This window comes from Psychrobacillus sp. 05T411 (genome assembly GCF_056396485.1).
The window spans coordinates 1-20,106 of sequence record NZ_JBFTLO010000015.1 but is presented as its reverse complement, the minus strand read 5'-3'; the positions used below and the strand labels follow the sequence as shown (position 1 = coordinate 20,106).

The 20,106-nt window shown below is 36.0% G+C and carries 15 protein-coding genes and 1 pseudogene; 12 read left to right on the top strand and 4 right to left on the bottom strand.

Annotated features, from left to right (window positions below; translation table 11 throughout):
• Positions 1 to 46 precede the first annotated feature (46 nt).
• The 6 genes and pseudogenes from AC1DFT_RS13110 (at position 47) to AC1DFT_RS13085 (ending at position 6,754) form a co-directional block, all read left to right on the top strand.
• On the top strand, positions 47 to 826 hold the full coding sequence (locus tag AC1DFT_RS13110; protein ID WP_478159201.1) for a carbon-nitrogen family hydrolase: 780 nt from the start codon (positions 47 to 49) through the stop codon (positions 824 to 826).
• Positions 827 to 975: 149 nt separating this feature from the next.
• Positions 976 to 2,354: pseudogene (locus AC1DFT_RS13105) on the top strand (MFS transporter).
• A 57-nt stretch (positions 2,355 to 2,411) separates the two neighbouring features.
• Complete coding sequence (locus tag AC1DFT_RS13100) at positions 2,412 to 3,815, top strand: MFS transporter (protein ID WP_478159200.1); 1,404 nt, start codon at positions 2,412 to 2,414, stop codon at positions 3,813 to 3,815.
• Positions 3,816 to 3,843: 28 nt separating this feature from the next.
• Positions 3,844 to 5,025: an amidohydrolase gene (locus AC1DFT_RS13095; RefSeq protein ID WP_478159199.1), complete on the top strand. Its 1,182-nt coding sequence runs from the start codon at positions 3,844 to 3,846 to the stop codon at positions 5,023 to 5,025.
• A gap of 119 nt (positions 5,026 to 5,144) precedes the next feature.
• Complete coding sequence (locus AC1DFT_RS13090; RefSeq protein WP_478159198.1) at positions 5,145 to 5,627, top strand: PaaI family thioesterase; 483 nt, start codon at positions 5,145 to 5,147, stop codon at positions 5,625 to 5,627.
• A gap of 545 nt (positions 5,628 to 6,172) precedes the next feature.
• Positions 6,173 to 6,754 carry a YitT family protein gene (locus AC1DFT_RS13085; RefSeq protein ID WP_478159197.1) on the top strand — a complete coding sequence of 194 codons (582 nt, stop codon included), beginning with the start codon at positions 6,173 to 6,175 and terminating at the stop codon, positions 6,752 to 6,754.
• 44 nt (positions 6,755 to 6,798) lie between these two features.
• On the opposite strand, the gene AC1DFT_RS13080 is transcribed toward AC1DFT_RS13085, so the two are convergent.
• Positions 6,799 to 8,076 carry an MFS transporter gene (locus AC1DFT_RS13080; protein WP_478159196.1) on the bottom strand — a complete coding sequence of 426 codons (1,278 nt, stop codon included), beginning with the start codon at positions 8,074 to 8,076 and terminating at the stop codon, positions 6,799 to 6,801.
• Between the two features lie 199 nt (positions 8,077 to 8,275).
• Here AC1DFT_RS13080 and AC1DFT_RS13075 point away from each other — a divergent pair, with 199 nt between their 5' ends.
• Both AC1DFT_RS13075 and AC1DFT_RS13070 read left to right on the top strand, forming a co-directional pair.
• Positions 8,276 to 9,802: a Ppx/GppA phosphatase family protein gene (locus AC1DFT_RS13075; RefSeq protein WP_478159195.1), complete on the top strand. Its 1,527-nt coding sequence runs from the start codon at positions 8,276 to 8,278 to the stop codon at positions 9,800 to 9,802.
• A gap of 22 nt (positions 9,803 to 9,824) precedes the next feature.
• Complete coding sequence (locus AC1DFT_RS13070; RefSeq protein WP_478159194.1) at positions 9,825 to 11,933, top strand: RNA degradosome polyphosphate kinase; 2,109 nt, start codon at positions 9,825 to 9,827, stop codon at positions 11,931 to 11,933.
• A 217-nt stretch (positions 11,934 to 12,150) separates the two neighbouring features.
• Here the strand turns inward: AC1DFT_RS13070 and AC1DFT_RS13065 are convergent, their stop codons facing one another.
• Positions 12,151 to 12,432 (bottom strand): hypothetical protein, encoded by a 282-nt coding sequence (locus AC1DFT_RS13065; RefSeq protein ID WP_478159193.1) that lies wholly within the window; start codon positions 12,430 to 12,432, stop codon positions 12,151 to 12,153.
• Positions 12,429 to 13,313 (bottom strand): TetR/AcrR family transcriptional regulator, encoded by an 885-nt coding sequence (locus tag AC1DFT_RS13060; RefSeq protein ID WP_478159192.1) that lies wholly within the window; start codon positions 13,311 to 13,313, stop codon positions 12,429 to 12,431. Before AC1DFT_RS13060 ends, AC1DFT_RS13065 begins: the two co-directional genes overlap by 4 nt.
• A gap of 181 nt (positions 13,314 to 13,494) precedes the next feature.
• On the opposite strand from AC1DFT_RS13060, the gene AC1DFT_RS13055 reads away from it, so the two are divergent.
• The gene (locus AC1DFT_RS13055; RefSeq protein ID WP_478159191.1) at positions 13,495 to 14,964 is read left to right on the top strand and encodes a DHA2 family efflux MFS transporter permease subunit; all 1,470 of its coding nucleotides are present in this window, start codon (positions 13,495 to 13,497) and stop codon (positions 14,962 to 14,964) included.
• A 107-nt stretch (positions 14,965 to 15,071) separates the two neighbouring features.
• Here the strand turns inward: AC1DFT_RS13055 and pepF are convergent, their stop codons facing one another.
• Positions 15,072 to 16,880, bottom strand: a complete 1,809-nt coding sequence (gene pepF / locus AC1DFT_RS13050; protein ID WP_478159190.1) for an oligoendopeptidase F — start codon at positions 16,878 to 16,880, stop codon at positions 15,072 to 15,074.
• Between the two features lie 445 nt (positions 16,881 to 17,325).
• Between pepF and AC1DFT_RS13045 the strand changes: the two genes are divergently transcribed.
• The 3 genes from AC1DFT_RS13045 to AC1DFT_RS13035 form a co-directional block, all read left to right on the top strand.
• Positions 17,326 to 18,528: an ABC transporter substrate-binding protein gene (locus AC1DFT_RS13045; protein ID WP_478159189.1), complete on the top strand. Its 1,203-nt coding sequence runs from the start codon at positions 17,326 to 17,328 to the stop codon at positions 18,526 to 18,528.
• Between the two features lie 87 nt (positions 18,529 to 18,615).
• Entirely contained in the window at positions 18,616 to 19,491 is an 876-nt protein-coding gene (locus AC1DFT_RS13040; protein WP_478159188.1) for a branched-chain amino acid ABC transporter permease, read from the top strand.
• Positions 19,492 to 19,504: 13 nt separating this feature from the next.
• A partial coding sequence (locus tag AC1DFT_RS13035; protein WP_478159187.1) for a branched-chain amino acid ABC transporter permease occupies positions 19,505 to 20,106 on the top strand: 602 nt, incomplete at its 3' end.

Genomic DNA, 20,106 nt, shown 5'->3' with positions numbered 1-20,106 from the left:
CAAATCTTATAATCTTTTTAGTATTATGTCTATAGGTGGTGTCGAGATGAAAGTTGCTTGTGTTCAATCAGATATTGTTTTTGGTGAGCCAAAAGAAAATTTTAAAAATGTAGAGAAACAGGTTCGAGAGGCAGCTGCAAGCGGGGCAAATTTAGTGGTATTACCAGAGATGTGGAATACTGGTTATGATTTAACACGTTTAGAAGAAATCGCAGATGTGAACGGAGAAGAAGCAAAAAAACTATTGTCAGAGCTTTCCAAAGAATTAAATGTACATATTGTTGGAGGTTCAGTTTCGATAAAAAAAGGAGACAACTTTTACAACACGATGTATGTTACTAATACTTTAGGTGAAGTCATAGCTGAATATGACAAAGCCCATTTGATTAAATTGATGGATGAACATCTTTACTTTGAAGCAGGTAATGAAAAAAATCTATTTACGCTTGATGGGGTTAAAATGGGTGGAATCATTTGCTATGATTTGCGTTTTCCAGAATGGACGAGAGCACATTCGTTAAACGGTGCCAAGGTCATGTTTATTCCGGCGCAGTGGCCGACTAAACGAATCGATCATTGGAAAATTCTTTTGCAAGCAAGAGCAATTGAAAACCAAAGCTTTATCATCGCAGTGAATCGTGTGGGAAGCGATCCGCATAATGAATTTGGCGGTAATTCCATGGTAATAACACCTTGGGGAGAAATTTTATGGAATGGTGGAGACGAGGAATGTGTTCAAATCGTCGATATTAATCTGGAAGAAATAGAAGATGTTCGAGCGCGCATTCCGGTATTTTCGGATAGAAGAGAAGAACTTTATAAATAATTTACTAGACTGTAGTGCAACTCGAAAAAAAAGAGCTGCTCTACAGTCATTTTAATTTGTAAAAAATGGTTTAAAAATTCAGTTTTTTTGTAATTTTGTCCAAAAAAGGTTTATAATGTAGAAAAAGTGAAAGTAGACAGGGTGAGCAGTTGGAAGATTCATATAAGGGTAGTGATCGATTAATTTTTGGAATTGGTGTTGGTATTTTAACTTATTGGCTTTTTGCCCAAGCTCTATTAAATACAGTTCCTGCTATTCAACAAGATTTAGGTATTAATACTAATATGATTGGAATTGGTATAAGCACAACGGCTTTATTTTTTGGTATATTCGTTGTAGTGGCGGGGGGATTTGTCGATCGTTTTGGCGCAGTTAGGTTAACCAGGATTGGGTTAATGCTAAGTATTGTCGGATCTATCGTTCTTATTATTTCAACAGGTTCGATTACTTTTATAGTAGGTAGATTAATTCAAGGATTATCAGCCGCATGTATTATGCCGGCTACACTAAGTATTGTGAAAGCTTATTATCAGGACCAACAGCGACAGCGAGCCCTCATTTTTTGGTCTATTGGTTCATGGGGAGGAACAGGGCTTTGTTCGTTAATAGGTGGGGCAATTGCAACTTCTATTGGATGGCGTTGGATTTTTGTATTCTCCATTATTTTTGCACTATTCTCTTTATTTTTAATAAAAGGAACCCCCGAAACAAAAGTAGTATCTCTCGCATCTAAGAAATTTGATTTTTCTGGATTAATTTCGTTTGTAATTGCTATGATCAGCTTGAATATCTTGATAACACAAGGTTCCAGCTTAGGTTGGACTAGCATCAAGACCCTCATAATTGCGGTTATATGTATCGCTTCCGTACTTCTATTCTTTCAACTAGAAATCAAGAAAAAAGATCAAAGTTTTATAGATTTCTCCATCTTTCAAAATAAAGCCTATTCTGGTCAACTTTATCCAATTTTTTAATGAATTCCGCTGCAGGAACTTTAATTGTTATTAATACTTATATTCAATTATCTAGAGGATTTTCAGCATTTGAAACAGGATTACTTTCTATCGGTTATTTAATTTGTATATTATCCATGATTCGAATGGGCGAAAAAGTGCTTCAGAAAATTGGAGCAAGGAAACCGATGATGCTTGGTGCATTTATAAGTGCGCTAGGAATATCGCTTATGGCTCTAACGTTTTTAAGTAATTCGCTTTATATTGTATTTGTCATTATTGGTTTTGCCTTATTTGGGATTGGCTTAGGTTTTTATGCCACACCCTCTACTGATACCGCAGTATCTAATTCACCGGAAAACAAGACTGGGATTGCAACTGGTATATATAAGATGTCTAGTGCGCTGGGAGGATCATTAGGAATAGCTATTTCCTCCAGTGTTTTTAGTACATTGAAATTAGATGGAAATATTGATTTCGCAGCAATGATTGGTTTAAGTGTTAATGTCATTAGCTGTTTACTAGGATTACTTGCTGTATATATAACGACACCAAAGGAGGTTGAAGCTGCTTAAATTAGAAATCTAGTATTCTTTATTCCCATGCAGTAAAACACTAAAGGAGGAGTTGGCATGACTACAGTTACAGCAACAAAAGGCCCTGATAATCAAGGAACAAATAAACTGCTCGTTGGAATTGTTTTTGGTGTAATCACGTTCTGGTTGTTTGCTCAAGCGATGGTGAATGTTGTTCCTGCAGTGCAACAAGATTTAGGTGTTGAATTAGGCACACTTAATATCGCGATCAGCTTGACAGCACTTTTCTCTGGTATTTTTATCGTAGCGGCCGGTGGACTTGCGGATGTATTAGGTCGCAAGAGAATGACGAATTTTGGTCTAATTTTAAGTATTATAGGTTCCTTATGTTTAGTATTTGCAAATGGTGCGGTCTTACTAATTATTGGTCGAGCGATACAAGGTTTGTCGGCGGCGTGTATTATGCCAGCTACCATTGCATTAGTGAAAGCCTACTATGAAGGGGAAGATCGACAACGAGCACTTAGTTATTGGTCGATCGGTTCTTGGGGCGGTTCTGGTATTTGTTCTTTTGCCGGTGGGGCAATTGCTACTTATATGGGATGGAAATGGATTTTTATCTTTTCAATTATTTTCGCATTACTAGCTATGTTTTTAATAAAAGATACACCTGAAAGTAAAGCAGAGCAAACTGGTCCATTCAAGTTTGACTTTACAGGTTTGGGTATATTTGTTGTAACAATGATCGCCTTAAATATTTTCATCACGCAAGGTGCTTCACTCGGATGGACAAGCATTACAACACTGGCATTAATAGTTGTAACCATAGTGGGTATGATCGTTTTTGTAAAATACGAACTGGGCAAAAAAGGTCCACTTATTGATTTTGCACTTTTTAAAAACAAAGCATATACAGGGGCAACGATTTCTAACTTCTTACTAAATGCTGTAGCTGGGACCTTAGTTGTTGCGAATACCTATGTACAAGTAGGAAGAGGCTTTACAGCATTTCAATCAGGAATGCTATCGATTGGTTACTTAGTAGCTGTTTTAGCAATGATTCGAGTTGGTGAGAAAATTCTTCAAAAAATTGGTGCGAAAAAGCCGATGGTATGGGGAACGATTATTACAGGCATCGGAGTTGCTTTAATGGCCCTCACATTTTTACCGGGTTTAACATACACAATCGTTGTTTTTATCGGATTTGCGATGTTTGGATTAGGATTAGGTATATATGCGACACCTTCTACGGACACAGCTGTTTCGAATGCGCCTGACGATAAAATTGGTGTAGCATCGGGAATTTATAAAATGGCCAGTTCTTTAGGTGGGGCTTTTGGGGTAGCGATTTCCGCAACAGTTTATAGTGTCATCTTAAATAGCAGCGGAATTGATGTCGCTGCAACTGCTGGTATCGTTACAAATGTGATTTTTGCAGTCATTGCTTTATTGTCTATTATTCTATTAGTGCCTAATAATACTGGTCGAAAAGTAGTGTAAATCAAACGATATAAGGAGTGGTTTTTTCATGAGAGAACAACTGATGAACATGTTAGATGAACGCAAAGATGAGATTATAGCTATTCGACGTTATTTGCATGAAAATCCAGAGTTATCCTTTAAAGAAGAGAAAACAGCACAGTATATCATTGATTTTTATGTAGGAAAAGATGTGGAAATTGCGGCGAATGTAGGGAATGGTTATGGAATTATTGTGACGATTAAAGGGGCGAAACCTGGAAAAACAATTGGTTTAAGAGCAGATTTTGATGCGCTACCAATTGTAGAAGAAACGCCTGTACCATTTAAATCGAAAAATGAAGGCGTTATGCATGCTTGTGGACATGATGGCCATACGGCGTATTTATTGGTACTTGCTGATTGCTTAATCCGACTAAAAGAGGAACTTTCAGGTACGATCAAAATAATTCACCAACATGCAGAAGAAGTACCGCCGGGCGGAGCACTGAGTATTGTAGAGTCCGGGTTACTTGATGATATAGAGGAGATTTTTGGAATTCATTTATTGCCAATAGGTCCTGCTGGGATGGTTGGATATAATTCCGGATATGTATTTAATGGACGGGCTTATATGAAATTGAAAATTCAAGGTAGAGGTGGACATGGGTCGTCCCCTCATTTAGCAAATGATGCAATCGTTGCAGGCGCACATTTTGTTACTGCTATTCAAACAGTAATCAGTAGAAGATTAAGTCCATTTGAAATTGGTGTTATCACCATTGGTTCGTTTGATGGGGCAGGTACATTTAATGTCATTAAAGATAGTGTGGAACTAGAAGGCGATATTCGGTACATGACAGATGAAACGAAAGAAAAAATAGAAAAAGAAGTAAAACGTCTTGTAAGAGGATTGGAAGAAGAATTCGGGGTCACTTGTGATTTGACATATGAACCCGATTACCCGCCTTTATACAATGACCMGCAATTAACGGAAAAAGTTGCGGAAGTACTGAAAAAATCGAATGAACAAGAAATTACCCAGGTGATAGAAGTACCACCTATGTCACCATCAGAGGATTTTGCGCATTATGCAAAAAAATTCCCTGCTTGCTTTTTCTATATTGCATGCACACCAAAAGGAGTGGAGAATCCCTATTTTAACCACCATCCTAAATTCGATATAGACGAAGATGCATTACTAGTAGCAGCAAAAGCAGTGGGCGAAGTAGTTTGCAGCTATAACGATTAATAGAAAGACTATCTCATAGGAAAGTAGAAATTCATTCTATGAGATAGTCTTTCTTTTTTTGCACTTTTCAAACAAATGCAAGTATAATAGAATGGTAGTTGAAAAGGGGGAGAATGGAAATGACAAATGACGTTCGTGCAATACAGGATGATTATCCAGACGATTTTGCTTGGTGTTTTGGTTGTGGTAGGTTAAATGATGAAGGATATCATTTTCGAACAGTATGGAACGGAGATCAAACAGAAACAATTTATGATCCAAACGAAAAGCATATCGCGATTCCTGGCTTTGTCTATGGCGGATTAATCGCATCACTTATCGATTGCCATGGGACGGGCTCTGCTTCACTAGCATTACACCGTAAAAATGGTTTTGAACCAGGTAGTGAAGAAGCACCGCCAAGATTTGTAACCGGGTCCTTGCATGTGGATTTCTTAAAGCCAACGCCACAAAAAGTAACGCTTAGAGCAGTTGGAACAATCGAAGAAATTCATCCGAAAAAATGGAAAGTGACAACAGAAGTTTTTGCTGGAGATACGCTATGTGCTAAAGGGGAAGTAATAGCGGTCGTAATGCCGGTAACATTTGCAGTATCCAACTAATTAAATAATTTAAACTTATAAACACAGGATATAAAAATTCCTGTGTTTTTTTTGTGCTTTGGGGAATTATCGATTTCTACATATTTCATACTGAGAGTTCTGTCTTTATTATTATCGAACGCAGTAAAGGGATAGTGTGTCTTAGTCTTAGTATTAGTCTTAGTCATTGGCATCTCACTCCAAGTAAACTAGCTGTTTTAAGAAAATGGTTGCTTTCACCGTCAATTTGGTTGCTCTCATGCTGATTTGGTTGCTCTCATGCTGATTTGGTTGCTTTCGGACTAGAATTGATTGCTTTTAATGCCCAACTGATTGCTCTATGCTATTTATTGGATAAACATGATTGAGAAACTAGACAAAATTTTGTTTTTTTGGCGGATTGGCACTGTTGAGTGAACGATTTATGACGCACTTTCCTTATTATGTACGACATTCCATTCATATTGAATATTTTCATTTGCTATATCGGGGCAGGGCAGAGTTAGCGCTTTAGTGCTTATACTGTGCTTTTAATCATATATATGAATTAGTGGAAGGTGGGGAAAATGTATTTTTTCAATAAAACATTGATCATTTTAATTGGTAGTATATTCATTGCGCTGGGGATTAACTTCTTTCTAGTTCCTTTTCATTTATTGGATGGAGGGGGAATTGGACTAGGTTTAATCATTCATTATTTATTAGATATAAAAGTAGGTATTGCTATTCTTTGTATTAGTATCCCGATTTTTCTCTTAGCTTGGATATATTACCGGCCATTTTTTTATAACGGTATTCACGGATTGTTGATTTCTTCCGTCGTCATTGACTTTTTATATCCTTTACATATTGTTGGAGAGAAATTCATTACATCTGAATTGGTTGGGGCCATTTGCGGTGGACTAATGATCGGGTCCGGGGTAGGTATCATGCTACGCTCTAGAATAACGCTTGGAGGAACTGATTTACTTGCGCAAATGCTTGCCAGACACTTACATATGAACCCCGGACTTTGTATTTTATCCATTGATATTGTAATAGTTTCTATTGGTAGTATATTAGTAGAAACAGTTTCTTTGGTATATTCCTGTATAACGGTCATTTCTGTTGGAATTACTACTTCGTTTATTGTGAAAAAGCATTATTAAAAGTAAAAGAGAGGGTCGTAGAAATAATCTACTCCCTCTCTTTTTTAATTTGCGCCAACTTCATCTACAGCCGGACTCGTTTTTGGTTCTGGTACTCTAGATAAAATGATGAATCCAATGATAAATAAAATGACTAAACTAAACACGCCATAATTGGATTTTCCAGTAATTTGAGCAGTGAAAGCGACTAATAAAGGTCCCATAATGGCAGCAAACTTACCGAAAATATTGTAAAACCCAAAAAACTCATTGGAATTTTCTTTTGGTACAAGCTTTCCAAAATAAGATCGACTAAGTGCCTGGATACCACCTTGTGAAGTTGCAACCAACATGGCCAAAATCCAAAAATCAACTACTGTTTCTAAGAAAAAGGCATAAGTACACACAATAATGTACACAATTATTCCTACATACAACATCTTCTTTTCGGAAAATTTTCCTGCAAGCTTGCCGTATAACAGCGCAAAAGGAGCAGCGACAACCTGGGTCGCAAAAAGAACGATTAATAAACTAGTAGCACTCAACCCTAAATCTGTCCCATATGCGGTAGACATATTAATAACGGTACCAACACCATCAATATAGAAAAAGTATGCCAGTAAAAATAAGAACAATGCTTTATATTGACGTATTTCTTTAAATGTTTTACCTAAGCGCTTAAAGCTCTGAATAACTGGTTTCCCTTCTCGTTCAATGTAGTGAATTTGTTGCACATTTTTGAACAAGGGTATGGAAAATAGAACCCACCAAACGGCAGTAATAAGAAAGGCGATTCGACTTGCATTTGTAGTAGATAAAGCTATTATTTCTTGTTGAGATAAAACAATGATGATTATACTGATCAAAAAGGGTATAGTACTACCAATATAACCAAGACTATATCCTCTGGAAGATACTTTATGCATGCGTTCATTTGTCGTCACATCGACAATAAATCCATCATAAAACACATTTGCACCAGTTGCGCCAAGAGCAGCTAATGTATAAAAAATAAGTAAAAGTAACCAATTATCAAATGGTACAAATGCAAGCATTGCAGTAAATGTCACACCGAGTACAAAGAAAAAGGTGAAAAATTTCTTTTTCATGCCACGGTAGTCTGCGATTGTTCCTAAAATGGGACCAATCATTGCTAATATAAAAGTAAATATAGCAATCGTGTAGCCTAAATAAGCGGTAGAATCAGCAGCATCCACACCAGCAGCGGTCGCCGAAGATTTATAAAATATGGGAAATACTGCGGTAGTAATGGTGATCGAATATGCGGATGATCCCCAGTCGTAAAATGACCAACTGTTCTCCTCTTTGGTGAACTTTTTCATCTGTCTTTTAATCCCCCAATCGTCGTTTTCCTTATTGTACATGATTCAAAACGGTCAAGGGAAAAAAATGTGAAATATTACGATAATTTAACAAAGGTATTCTTATATAATGATGGCGGTAAAATTTAAAATTTACAAAACATTTACAAATATATCGGTCAGTTGCGTTTAGAATAATTTAATAGAGGAGTAGAAGCAAATGAATACAAGGACAAATCGAAAAGCAATTATTGATATAGGATCGAACTCTATTCGTCTAGTAGTATACAGTTACAACTCAATACAAGGATTGGTAGAGCACCATAATTTTAAAACAGTTGCGCGACTTAGTATGTATATCGATTCTACTGGAAATTTGAATGAAGATGGTATTCAAATACTTTTAAAAACACTGACAAAATTCAAAGAAATACTAGAAGACATTCAAGTAAAGCATGTATATGCGGCTGCAACAGCAGCGATTCGTCAAGCCAAAAATAAGGAAGAGATTGTAGCATTTATAAAAAGTAAATTGGGTTTATTACTACATATTATATCTACCGATAAAGAAGCATATTTTGGATATTTAGCAGTCATTCACTCCACCAGTATAGAAACTGCCGTAACAATTGATATGGGTGGAGGTAGTACAGAAATTACCTTATTTAAAAACAAAAAGTTAGTGCATATGCATAGTATTCCATTTGGTGTAGTTTCATTAACAAAAAAATTCATGAAAAATGCGGAAATGACCCAACAAGAAACGATTCAATTAAGGGAGTATGTGAAGGAACATTTTCGACCACTTACTTGGTTAGATAATGTCCAAGTACCTATTATTGCAATCGGTGGGAGTGCGCGTAATATTGCACAAGTAGATCAGCAACGAAAAAATTATCCTTTAAATGGTATTCATCAATATGAGTTACGTGCGGTAGATTTACAGGAAATTAGTTCCCGATTTGCTAAATGTTCATTGGAAGAGTTGAAAAAAATAGATGGCTTATCGAGTGACCGAGCAGACATTATTGTCCCAGCATTGGAAACATTTCGACTGTTTATGGACAAGGTGGATGCCCCTTCGTTTATATATAGTAAACGCGGGTTAAGAGAGGGTATCATCTTATCACAATTAGTAGAGAAGTTTCCATTAGAATTTGACTTGAATGAAGTGGCTCAAAATGCTGTACGACATGTTTTAGGGAAATTTAATGTGATGGAAGAAGATACATTGCATCTATACAATATTTTCACAACAATTTATGAGCGATTTGTAGAATGGAATTATATAGAACCACTTGAAAATGAGCAAATATTGCGCTTTGCCTACATATTATTTTATATAGGAGAGCATATCGATCAAGATGCGGTGAGTCAGCATACGTTCTATTTATTGACCAATTTAACGATTGATGGACTATCTAGTGAAGAACGAATAAAAATAGCTCTTTTAGCATCTTATAAAAATAAAGATACATTTAAACAATACGTATCCCCATTCGAACGTCTTTTACAAGAAAATGAGTATAAGCAATTACGTGATATTGGTGCGTTAATTCGTTTTACTAAAGGAATAGATGTATTGGGGCGTTCGAATATTAAAGAAGTTTCTTTAACAAAATCGTCTGATGAGATCGTTCTTACTTTTTCTGTAGAGGGAAATTATATGTTAGAAAAATATCAAGCCGAAAAACTAACAAAACATCTGGAGAAAATTGTAAATACTCAAGTGAAAATAATTTTTTAAATGAAATGGAGGATACGATATTATGAACGAAGTAATTGTAGATGATCATCCATTTAATGACTATACCAATTATAATAATCGAGAAATAAGTTGGCTAGCTTTTAATGAACGGGTATTACAAGAGGCAGAAGATGATACAAACCCACTCTTAGAACGCTTGAAGTTTTTAGCTATTTTTAGTTCCAATTTAGATGAATTTTTTATGGTACGTGTAGCGGGACTTCAAGATCAAGTGAGAGCGGGTTTTAATAAACCGGAAAATAAAGCTGGGCTAACACCTAAGGAACAATTAGCACAAATATCAACAATTACTAAAAAATTAGTGGATAGACAAATGGCTATATATAAAGAATTAGTTGAAAATAATCTCCCGCAGCACGGTATTTCTTTATTGAAATATTCCCAGTTATCGAAAGCACAAGTAAAAGAACTGCAAATCATTTTTGAGGAAGAAATATTCCCTATATTAACCCCAGTTGCAGTAGATGCTTACAGACCATTTCCTATATTGTTGAGTAAAACAATGAACATCCTAGTAATGGTAGAAGAAGGAGACAAAAGTGACGGGATCAACGAACAAAACAAAATTGCGATTGTACAAGTACCATCTGTATTACGAAGATTTATTCGAGTATCAACGAAAGATGACACATTTGCAGCGGTATTATTAGAAGATGTGATTATTTCCAATATTTCTAAGCTGTTCCATGGCTATGAAGTAAAACATGCGAATCCTTTTCGAATTACACGTAATGCCGATTTAACGATTCATGAAGAAGGGGCTCGCGACTTACTTATTGAGATCGAAAAGGAATTAAAAAAGAGAAAGTGGGGCGCAGTGAGCAGACTCGAAGTGAAAACGAGTGAAATTCAGCAGAAGGTATTGAATTATTTGTTAGAGCAGTTAGAAATACATCGAGATGATGTTTATAAAATACATGGTCCGCTGGATATTACTTTTTTATTTTCCTTTATTCAATTTTTTGAAGGAAATTATAATGAACTATTTTACGAGCCATTTATCCCTCAAGCCCCAAAAGATTTGGCGAGTGATGAAGATATTTTTGCAAAAGCATTAAAACAGGATTTGTTTTTTCATCATCCATATGAATCTTTTCAGCCTATTATTGACTTCATCGATAAAGCAGCGGATGATCCTAAAGTGCTAGCGATTAAACAAACATTGTACCGAGTGAGTGGTAACTCGCCGATTATTTTGGCTTTAAAAAGAGCCGCTGAAAATGGGAAACAAGTGACTGTACTTGTTGAACTAAAAGCACGATTTGATGAGGAAAATAATGTGCAATGGGCGCGGGAACTTGAAAAAGCGGGATGCCTTGTTATATATGGCATGCATAACTTAAAAACACATTCGAAAATTACCTTAGTTATTAGAAGTCGTAACAACCGTATCGAGCAATTTGTCCATTTAGGTACAGGGAATTATAATGATAAAACCGCTAGAATATATACAGATATGGGGATAATTACAACAAATAAGCGTATAGGGTCGGACGCAACGCAATTTTTCAACTATTTAAGTGGTTATACCAATAAACCAGAATATGAAAAACTCGTTGTTTCCCCATATGACATTCGAGATAAGTTTTTATATTTAATCGACGAAGAAATAGAGTATCATCGAACTTTTTCTAATGGGCATATTAAGCTAAAAATGAATTCACTGACAGATAAAGATTTAATCGTTAAATTGTATGAAGCTTCTACTGCTGGAGTGAAAATCGACTTAATCGTTCGAGGTATTTGTTGCTTACGTCCTGGACTTGCTGGAGTAAGTGAAAACATCACTGTTACCAGTATAGTAGGAAGATTTTTAGAACACTCTAGAATTTATTGGTTTCATAGAAATGGGGCGAGTCGATTATATTTATCTTCAGCAGACATGATGACTCGAAATATGGTAAAACGAGTGGAGATATTGTTTCCTGTACTAGCACCATCTATTAAAAAGCGAGTGATGGGCATTTTGGATATTGAACTTCAAGATACCGCTAAAGCAAGAGTGCAAGATTCAAATGGTATTTACCATTATAAAGAAATTGATGGAAAAAGCATGAATAGTCAGCGGATCTTTTTGGAACAAGCATCTAGCCATATCCAACATGTATAAGTAATGCTAACTAAAAGTATCCAATAGATTGTGATAATAATTTTGATGCTTTGAACGAAATGAGTTATATACTATTACCAAGACAAATGTGTAGGGATGCGACTTTGACGCATCCCTACACATTTTTTGATAACCGTTTGTCCGTCACTCTCCAAAAGCACACAAGCCCAAGATGAAATCCTGCTGATTTCTAGTAATCTTTATACTCATTATAGTTTTAGCGCTTTTTTTGTTTATCGGCTTGTTCGGAAACAACAAATGCAAGATCTTCATTGCCGAAAAGTTGTAGCACATTTAAAAGTGTTTCTGTATCTATCGTTACTGGGTCTGAAGACGTTTCTTGTACTGCTTTTTCAAGCAGTACATTCTTTTCTTGTTCAGGGTAGGCTTGTGCATACAAGGTTAATGCATCCAATTGATGATTGACACACCAACTAGTAAACAGCTGAATCATCACATTTTCATCCTCTTGATACTGCGAAATCACTTTGTCCATCATGCTTGATCTAGTCTCCATTCATCTAAAAGTGTCCATAGTTTATAAATAATAATGGTAGATTTTTGTTCAAGCTCACTTCCTTTAAAGCTTTCAGTCAAAGCAGGGACAATTTTTTCTAGCAAAAAGATTCTTGGCGTTGCTGTTGACAATTCTTCTCGTACAAATTCAATGGCTTGTATAGTATTTGGTGACAATGAGTCTTTTTCTTCCAAATAAAAAGTTTCTAGCAGTTCGATTACCTGCTCCTTTGTTACAGATGAGCTTTCTGTATTTAGTTTGAAAAAGGAGTGACTAAGAAGGGAATCGTTTGTATCCGCCATCTCATAAATAATTGTTTTAATCCGTCTCAGGATAAATTGAATTAATTGATCAAAGGAAATATTAGCTAATTGATTAATCCATGGGTGTTGTAATTGTTGGATCATGCCAAGTGCCAGTACTGCGCAATCTGTTGATACATTTTTTGTTTCCTCACCGAAGACATCGACTAATCGACTAGAAAGCCAGTTAAGTTCATCGATGTAATTTCGTTTTATCAGGTCACGAAGATCCACATCTTGTGAGTTAATAATAGATGCAAAGAGTGGAAATAGATTATGCTCTTGAAACACAATGAATCGAACGGACATTTGTTTGGATAATATATTTATATCCGAACTATTTTGTTGCGTATGAATTTCTCTTCTTTTTATCAATGTTTCGTTTCTTGCATTTTCCAGTATGGCAATAATACATTCATTTTTAGAAGAAAAATAATTATAAAAAGTACCTTTGGATACATTGGCTGCTTCTATTATATCGTTTACGGTAGTGGACCTAAAACCTTTTTCTATAAAAAGCTGTTGTGCCGCTTGTAGAACATTCCGTTTTTTAGCGTTCATATTTTATCACCTTTAGACTCGTAGTATAATTCATATAATAACTGTTAAAACAAGGTTTATCAAACTATTTTAATTGATTTAGATTTTTTATTTGCTTTTTTTGGACGATGAGTATAAAATATTCAAGTGTTATAAGTCAGGAAAAAGAGAGAAGCTTTTAAAAATAGGAGGAACGAAAGTAATGAAAGAAATGCAACAAAAGCCACCATATGCAATGATTGCTATCCTTTTTGTAGGAGCATTCATTGCGTTTTTGAATAATACACTATTGAATGTAGCTTTACCAACTATTATGAATGAGTTTGATGTGAAGCCGACTGTTGTACAATGGCTAACAACAGGATATATGTTAATAAACGGAATTTTAATACCAGCAAGTGCTTTTTTTGTGCAAAGATTTTCAAATAGAAAATTATTTATCACAGCCATGGTCTTTTTCACAGCCGGTACATTATTAGCTGCCTTGGCTCCTGCTTTTGGAGTATTAATCGCAGCGCGAATGATTCAAGCAGTAGGTTCTGCAATGATGATGCCATTACTGATGAATGTTATGTTAACTGCATTTCCAATTGAGCGCCGTGGTGCAGCAATGGGGATGTTTGGATTAGTAATGATTTTGGCTCCAGCAATTGGACCATCTTTATCAGGATTTATATTGGAACATTATGAATGGCGAGCACTATTTGAAGTTATTTTACCGTTTGCGGTAATTGTTTTATTGTTTGCTATTTTTAAACTACGCAACATTACGCCTAATAGTAAAGTAAAGTTAGACGTATTTTCACTCGTCTTATCAAGTATAGGATTCGGAGCGTTATTATATGGTTTTAGTACAGCAGGGGATAAAGGCTGGGATGCTCCGATTGTTTACGGAACAATCATTATTGGATTTGTAGCGCTAGTTATTTTTGTATGGAGACAGTTGAGACTAAAGGAACCTCTTTTAGATGTAAGAATTTACAAATATCCAATGTTTACTTTGTCTTCTATTATTTCCATTGTCGTATCTGCTGCGATGTTTTCAGGGATGATTTTAACACCACTTTATGTACAAACAATTCGTGGTATTTCTCCTTTCCATTCAGGTTTATTGATGTTACCTGGAGCACTTGCAATGGCGATTATGTCCCCAATTACAGGGAAAATCTTCGATAAATATGGTGCTCGTATTTTAGCAATCATTGGACTTACGATTACGGCGATTGCTACTCATTTTATGAGCGAATTTACACAAGATACTGGCTACTATTACATTATGGGAATTTATACACTTCGTATGTTTGGTATGTCCATGGTTATGATGCCTATAATGACAAATGGCTTAAACCAATTACCGATGAAAATGAATCCGCATGGTACAGCGATGAATAATACATTACAACAAGTTTCTGGTGCTATCGGATCTGCCATATTCTTGACGATTATGAATGCGCGAATGGAATCTTCTGCGGCAAGACTTGCTGGAGAAGCTGCAGCAGCAGGGAATATGCCTACTAGCCAAGAAGGACTTGCTCAGTTCCAAGTAGATTTAGGAATGAAAGCGATGCTAGAAGGTATTAATCATACATTCTTTATCGCAACGATCGTTACATTAGTCGCATTAGTGTTATCTGTATTTGTTAAACGAGTAAAAATAACGAAAGAAAGCTAAACCGGTGACGGTTTAGCTTTTTTCTGTGGAAAATGTCTTTAGTTGGAAAACATAAAAAGGAGCATAAAGTGAGATTTCACATTATGCTCCTTTTGAATTTTTAGGGCTTATTGTTCGATTTCTTCTGTAAGATTGATTAACTCATCAATCAGCGAGCCAATGTAAGCAATCGTGTCTCGTAATGGTTCTTCCGTCGTAATATCTACTCCAGCCATTTTTGCAAGTTCAACTGGTGATTTCGTGCCGCCTGCTTTAAGCACGTTTGTCCATTCGTCGACTGCAACTTGGCCTTCGTTTAAAATGCGTTTTGCGACTTGCGTAGAAATCGTTAAGCCGGCACTGTAGGTATATGGATACAATCCCATATAGTAATGTGGTTGGCGCATCCAAGTAAGTTCAGCACCTTCAGATATTTCTACTGCATCACCCCAGAATTCTTCTAACACGCTACGTTTATACTCATTCAAAATTTGTGCATTGATATTTAGACCTTGATCGACTCGTTCGTATACTTTTCGTTGATAAGCCGCCTCCAATAAATGCGTCACAAAATTATGATAGTATGTGCGCGCTATAATAGAAGAAATAACCCAACGTTTAAATTTCGGATCATCCGAATTTGCTAATAAATGATTCGCTACAAGCATTTCATTCATTGTAGAAGGAGCTTCGATAAAGTATAGAGAAGGTCTGGCATTAAAAATCGTTTGTTCTTTATTTGCATGATAAAAATGACCGGCATGTCCAAGTTCATGTGCAAGTACAAATACTTCATTCATTCTAGAAGACCATGAGATAAGGATATATGGATGGTTGCCGTATGGGCTAGCACAAAATGCACCAGTAGATTTTCCATTATTTTGTGCAAAATCAATCCAACGTTCTTTATAGGCACAATCAACCATCTCCAAATATTCTTCGCCCATTATAGCTAATGCACCATCAATATACTTTTTTGATTCTTCTATCGAAATGGTCGGCTCATAAGTAGGATCTAGTGAAACTTTTAAATCCGCAAATGTCATTTTTTCTAAGCCATGCACTTGTTGAAGTAATTTTGCATATTTGCGCATATGAGGTGCAAGCTCGTTCATGATCAAGTCAATTTGGCGATTGTATAGAGTTCGATCTACTTCTTGATCAAATAGTAGATAATCAAAAACAGAGTCATATCCGCGAATATCGGCAGTCGTTTTTTCCATTTGTACATGCATATCATAAGTGATAGCTGTCGTATGTTGGTATTCTTGTAGTTTTGCTGAAAAAGATTGGAATGCAGCGCGTCTTATAGCTGAATCTGATTCGGCTTCCCAATCATTTTCAAAAGATACATAGCTTAATGGATATGATTTGCCATCTACTTCAAAGTCAATGAAAGAAATATCCTGCATTTTTGTCGTATTATATAACTTATATGGTGCATTAAAGGAAGCGGAGTAAGCCGCAAGTGTTTTTTCTACTTGTGGATGCAATTGATATTTTTTCTTTTTCAATATCTTGTCTAAATAAAGCTGAAATGCTGGCGCAAGCTTAGAGGCTTCTAAAATTATCTCGTCTGGTAGCTCTACTAATTCACTCGTTAAAAAAGAAAGTTCACTACTGATTTTAGCTAAAAGAGAACTATATGTATTCGCTCTCATTTGTGCAGTAGTGTTTGTTTGATCTGTACTTAGAGAAAGACTAGCATATGTCCCTGCTGGAACAACTTTTTCGTATATCGCCGAGTAATCGGTTAGGGCTTCTACGATGATGGAAGGATTATTTACTTTCCCTTTGTATTTTTTGGCAAATTCTTGCACGTTTTGCTCAATTTCTTCTAATGAATTCGTAAAATCTTCTTCAGTTTCAAATAAATCAGCTAAATTCCACGTGTCTTCCACTTTTACTTCATCTCGATTAGGTGACTTTTGTACCATTTTATATCTCTCCTTTTATTACGGATTTCGAACTAATATCTAGTATACAAAACAAAATAGGAAAAGTAAAAATAATCATTCACCCCTCGGATTACTATAATTTTACAAATATATTAGTAATCATGATAAAAAAGCGTCTTGTTTGATCATTAATGGAAATATATTGAGTATAATTTTTGCGCGATATTTAAGAGTGAAAGAGATTGAAAACCCTTTATTTAAAAGGTTTTAGACATTCTATCAAAATATTATTTCAATGTAATTTCAGAAATTTTAGAAAAAGGAGAAAAATTAGTATAGACTGAATTTAAACTTTGTTTTACAATGAAGTTGTTCACAACAACAACTTGATAGTTTCTGAATAGTTTCTTACCAAAACGAGAGAATGGTAAGTAGTACGACTTATATATTCAGAACTATCAAACTAAAACAGGGGGTTTTATTTATGAAGAAATCGAAATTTGCTTCATTGTTTCTTGCTTCTTCTCTACTAGTAGGGGTGCTAGCGGGATGTGGAGCAGGAGAAGAAGGTACTAGTTCAAATGGGGGAGAAAGTAGTAATGCAAGTGGGGGAGAAACAATTAAAATAGGAGCTAATCTTGAGCTTTCAGGTGCTGTAGCATCATATGGTTCATCTGAAGCGGATGCTATTGATCTAGCTGTAGAGGAAATCAATGCTGCAGGTGGTATTGACGGAAAACAAATAGAACTTATTAAAGTTGATAATAAATCGGACGCTGCCGAGGCAACTAGTGCTGCGATTAAGTTAACGAGTCAAGATAAAGTAGTTGCGATTATTGGCGCTGCTACAAGTGGTGCCTCAGTTGCTCAAGTGCAAATTGCAACGGATACTAAAACACCTATGATTTCTCCTTCTGGAACAAGTACAACGGTAACTGTTGGAGATGATGGAAAAGTAAATCCATTTACATTCCGTACGGCATTTATTGACCCTTTCCAAGGTACTGTAGCTGCAAACTTTGCAACTAACGAATTAAAAGTTAAAACTGCAGCGGTTTATGCGGACAATGCTAGTGATTATGCGAAAGGTCTAGCGGCTTCTTTCATTAAAGATTTTGAAGCAGCCGGAGGTACGATCGTTGCTGAAGAGTCTTATGTTGCAAAAGATACTGATTTCCGTTCCACTCTAACGCGCATTAAATCTTCTAATCCTGAATTTGTATTTATCCCTGGATATTATGAAGAAGTAGGACTGATTGTTAAACAGGCTCGTGAATTAGGAATTACTGTTCCATTAATGGGTGCTGATGGTTGGGATTCTCCGACAATCGTTGACTTAGCTGGAGCTGACGCATTAAATAACACGTATATTATTACTGCCTATTCTGCGGATGATCCAGATGGAAAAGCCAAAGCATTTGCGGAAAGTTTTAATAAGAAATTTGGAAAAGAGCCTAACTCATTCAACGCACTTGGCTATGATTCCATTTATTTATTGAAAGATGCAATTGAACGCGCTGGTTCTACAGATGGAACAAAAATTAAAGAAGCGATTGAAGCTACTGATCAATTGGAATTGGTAACAGGATTATATTCTGTTGATGAAAATCACCATCCGATAAAATCTGCAGTAATTATTGAATTTGTAGATGGAAAACAAGTATTTAACACGAAAGTTAATCCTTAAAATGAGCCTATTTTAGAGGGGGGGATTATATCCCTCCTTTTTTAATTCTAACTTGTTGAAATATAGAGACTTTAGGAGTGAAACTTTATGGAATGGTTACAGCAATTGATTAACGGTATTTCACTCGGCAGCATATATGCATTAATTGCCCTTGGCTACACGATGGTTTACGGGATAATTAAATTGATCAACTTTGCACATGGCGATGTGTTTATGGTTGGTTCTTTCATTGGATTTTATTCGATTACAGTCTTTGGTTTGGGATTTTTCCCGGCACTTATCATATCGATGGCAGCGTGTGCATTATTTGGTGTGATTATTGAACGTATTGCATATAAACGTTTACGAAATGCAACACGGATTGCCGCACTTATTACAGCAATTGGAGTTTCGTTATTAATTGAGTACGGTGTGATTTATATTAGAGGGGCTCAACCAGAAGCATACCCTAATGTATTCTCCAATCGCTCTTTTGAATTTTTAGGCGCCCAAATAAGCATCCAATCCATTCTTATTCTTTCGGTTTCTGTTGTACTGATGATCTTGTTACAGTTTATTGTGCACAAAACGAAAACTGGGAAAGCGATGCGCGCGGTTTCTCATGATACAGAAGCTGCTAAATTGATGGGAATAAATGTGGACAATACAATATCTGCAACATTCGCAATTGGCTCTGCTTTAGCTGGAGCAGCAGGTGTTATATTTGGTGTATATTATACGAAGATTGACCCACTAATGGGGGTGATCCCAGGTGTGAAAGCATTTGTGGCCGCAGTTCTTGGAGGAATTGGCATCATTCCTGGGGCAATGGTTGGCGGGCTTGTACTCGGAGTTGTTGAAACAATCGTTAGTGCTTTAGGATTCTCTTTATGGAGAGACGCTGCAGCATTCGTTATTTTAATACTAATTCTGATATTCAGACCATCTGGAATCTTTGGAAAAAATACACGAGAGAAAGTGTAGGTGGTACATAATTATGAAAAAGTCAAAACAGTTTTGGCCATTTATTATAGGGGCAGTTTTAGTATACGCAGTTGTGCAGATTTTGATTTCAAATGGAATGATGAATCAATTTTATTCTAATACGCTTATATTAATTGCCATCAACATAATTTTAGCGGTAAGCCTACATTTAGTAATCGGTATTACTGGACAATTTTCGATAGGTCATGCTGGATTTTTAGCTGTAGGTGCTTATCTTTCAGCTATAGTAACGATGAAATTACATCTTCCATTTGTCGTTGCCATTATCGTAGGTGGTATTGTAGCTGCTCTTGCGGGATTAATTGTAGGTATTCCAAGTTTAAGGCTAAAAGGAGATTATTTAGCGATTGCTACATTAGGATTTGCTGAAATTATTCGAATTGTGTTCTTAAATATTGATGCGGTTGGTGGAGCGGCTGGGATGCAAGTTTCCCACTTAACTACCTGGACATATGCCTTTGTTTGTCTTGTTATTACGATTATCGTTATTGTCAATTTCACCAACTCCAGACATGGTTTAGCAGCGATTTCCGTAAGAGAAAATGAAATTGCGTCTGATGCGATGGGGATCAATACGACTTATTATAAGGTAAT

Coding starts and splice junctions, on each gene's coding strand:
- AC1DFT_RS13110 (WP_478159201.1), top strand. CDS start 47: ATGAAAGTTGCTTGTGTTCAATCAGATATTGTTTTTGGTGAGCCAAAA.
- AC1DFT_RS13100 (WP_478159200.1), top strand. CDS start 2,412: ATGACTACAGTTACAGCAACAAAAGGCCCTGATAATCAAGGAACAAAT.
- AC1DFT_RS13090 (WP_478159198.1), top strand. CDS start 5,145: ATGACAAATGACGTTCGTGCAATACAGGATGATTATCCAGACGATTTT.
- AC1DFT_RS13085 (WP_478159197.1), top strand. CDS start 6,173: ATGTATTTTTTCAATAAAACATTGATCATTTTAATTGGTAGTATATTC.
- AC1DFT_RS13080 (WP_478159196.1), bottom strand. CDS start 8,076: ATGAAAAAGTTCACCAAAGAGGAGAACAGTTGGTCATTTTACGACTGG.
- AC1DFT_RS13075 (WP_478159195.1), top strand. CDS start 8,276: ATGAATACAAGGACAAATCGAAAAGCAATTATTGATATAGGATCGAAC.
- AC1DFT_RS13070 (WP_478159194.1), top strand. CDS start 9,825: ATGAACGAAGTAATTGTAGATGATCATCCATTTAATGACTATACCAAT.
- AC1DFT_RS13065 (WP_478159193.1), bottom strand. CDS start 12,432: ATGATGGACAAAGTGATTTCGCAGTATCAAGAGGATGAAAATGTGATG.
- AC1DFT_RS13060 (WP_478159192.1), bottom strand. CDS start 13,313: ATGAACGCTAAAAAACGGAATGTTCTACAAGCGGCACAACAGCTTTTT.
- AC1DFT_RS13055 (WP_478159191.1), top strand. CDS start 13,495: ATGAAAGAAATGCAACAAAAGCCACCATATGCAATGATTGCTATCCTT.
- pepF (WP_478159190.1), bottom strand. CDS start 16,880: ATGGTACAAAAGTCACCTAATCGAGATGAAGTAAAAGTGGAAGACACG.
- AC1DFT_RS13045 (WP_478159189.1), top strand. CDS start 17,326: ATGAAGAAATCGAAATTTGCTTCATTGTTTCTTGCTTCTTCTCTACTA.
- AC1DFT_RS13040 (WP_478159188.1), top strand. CDS start 18,616: ATGGAATGGTTACAGCAATTGATTAACGGTATTTCACTCGGCAGCATA.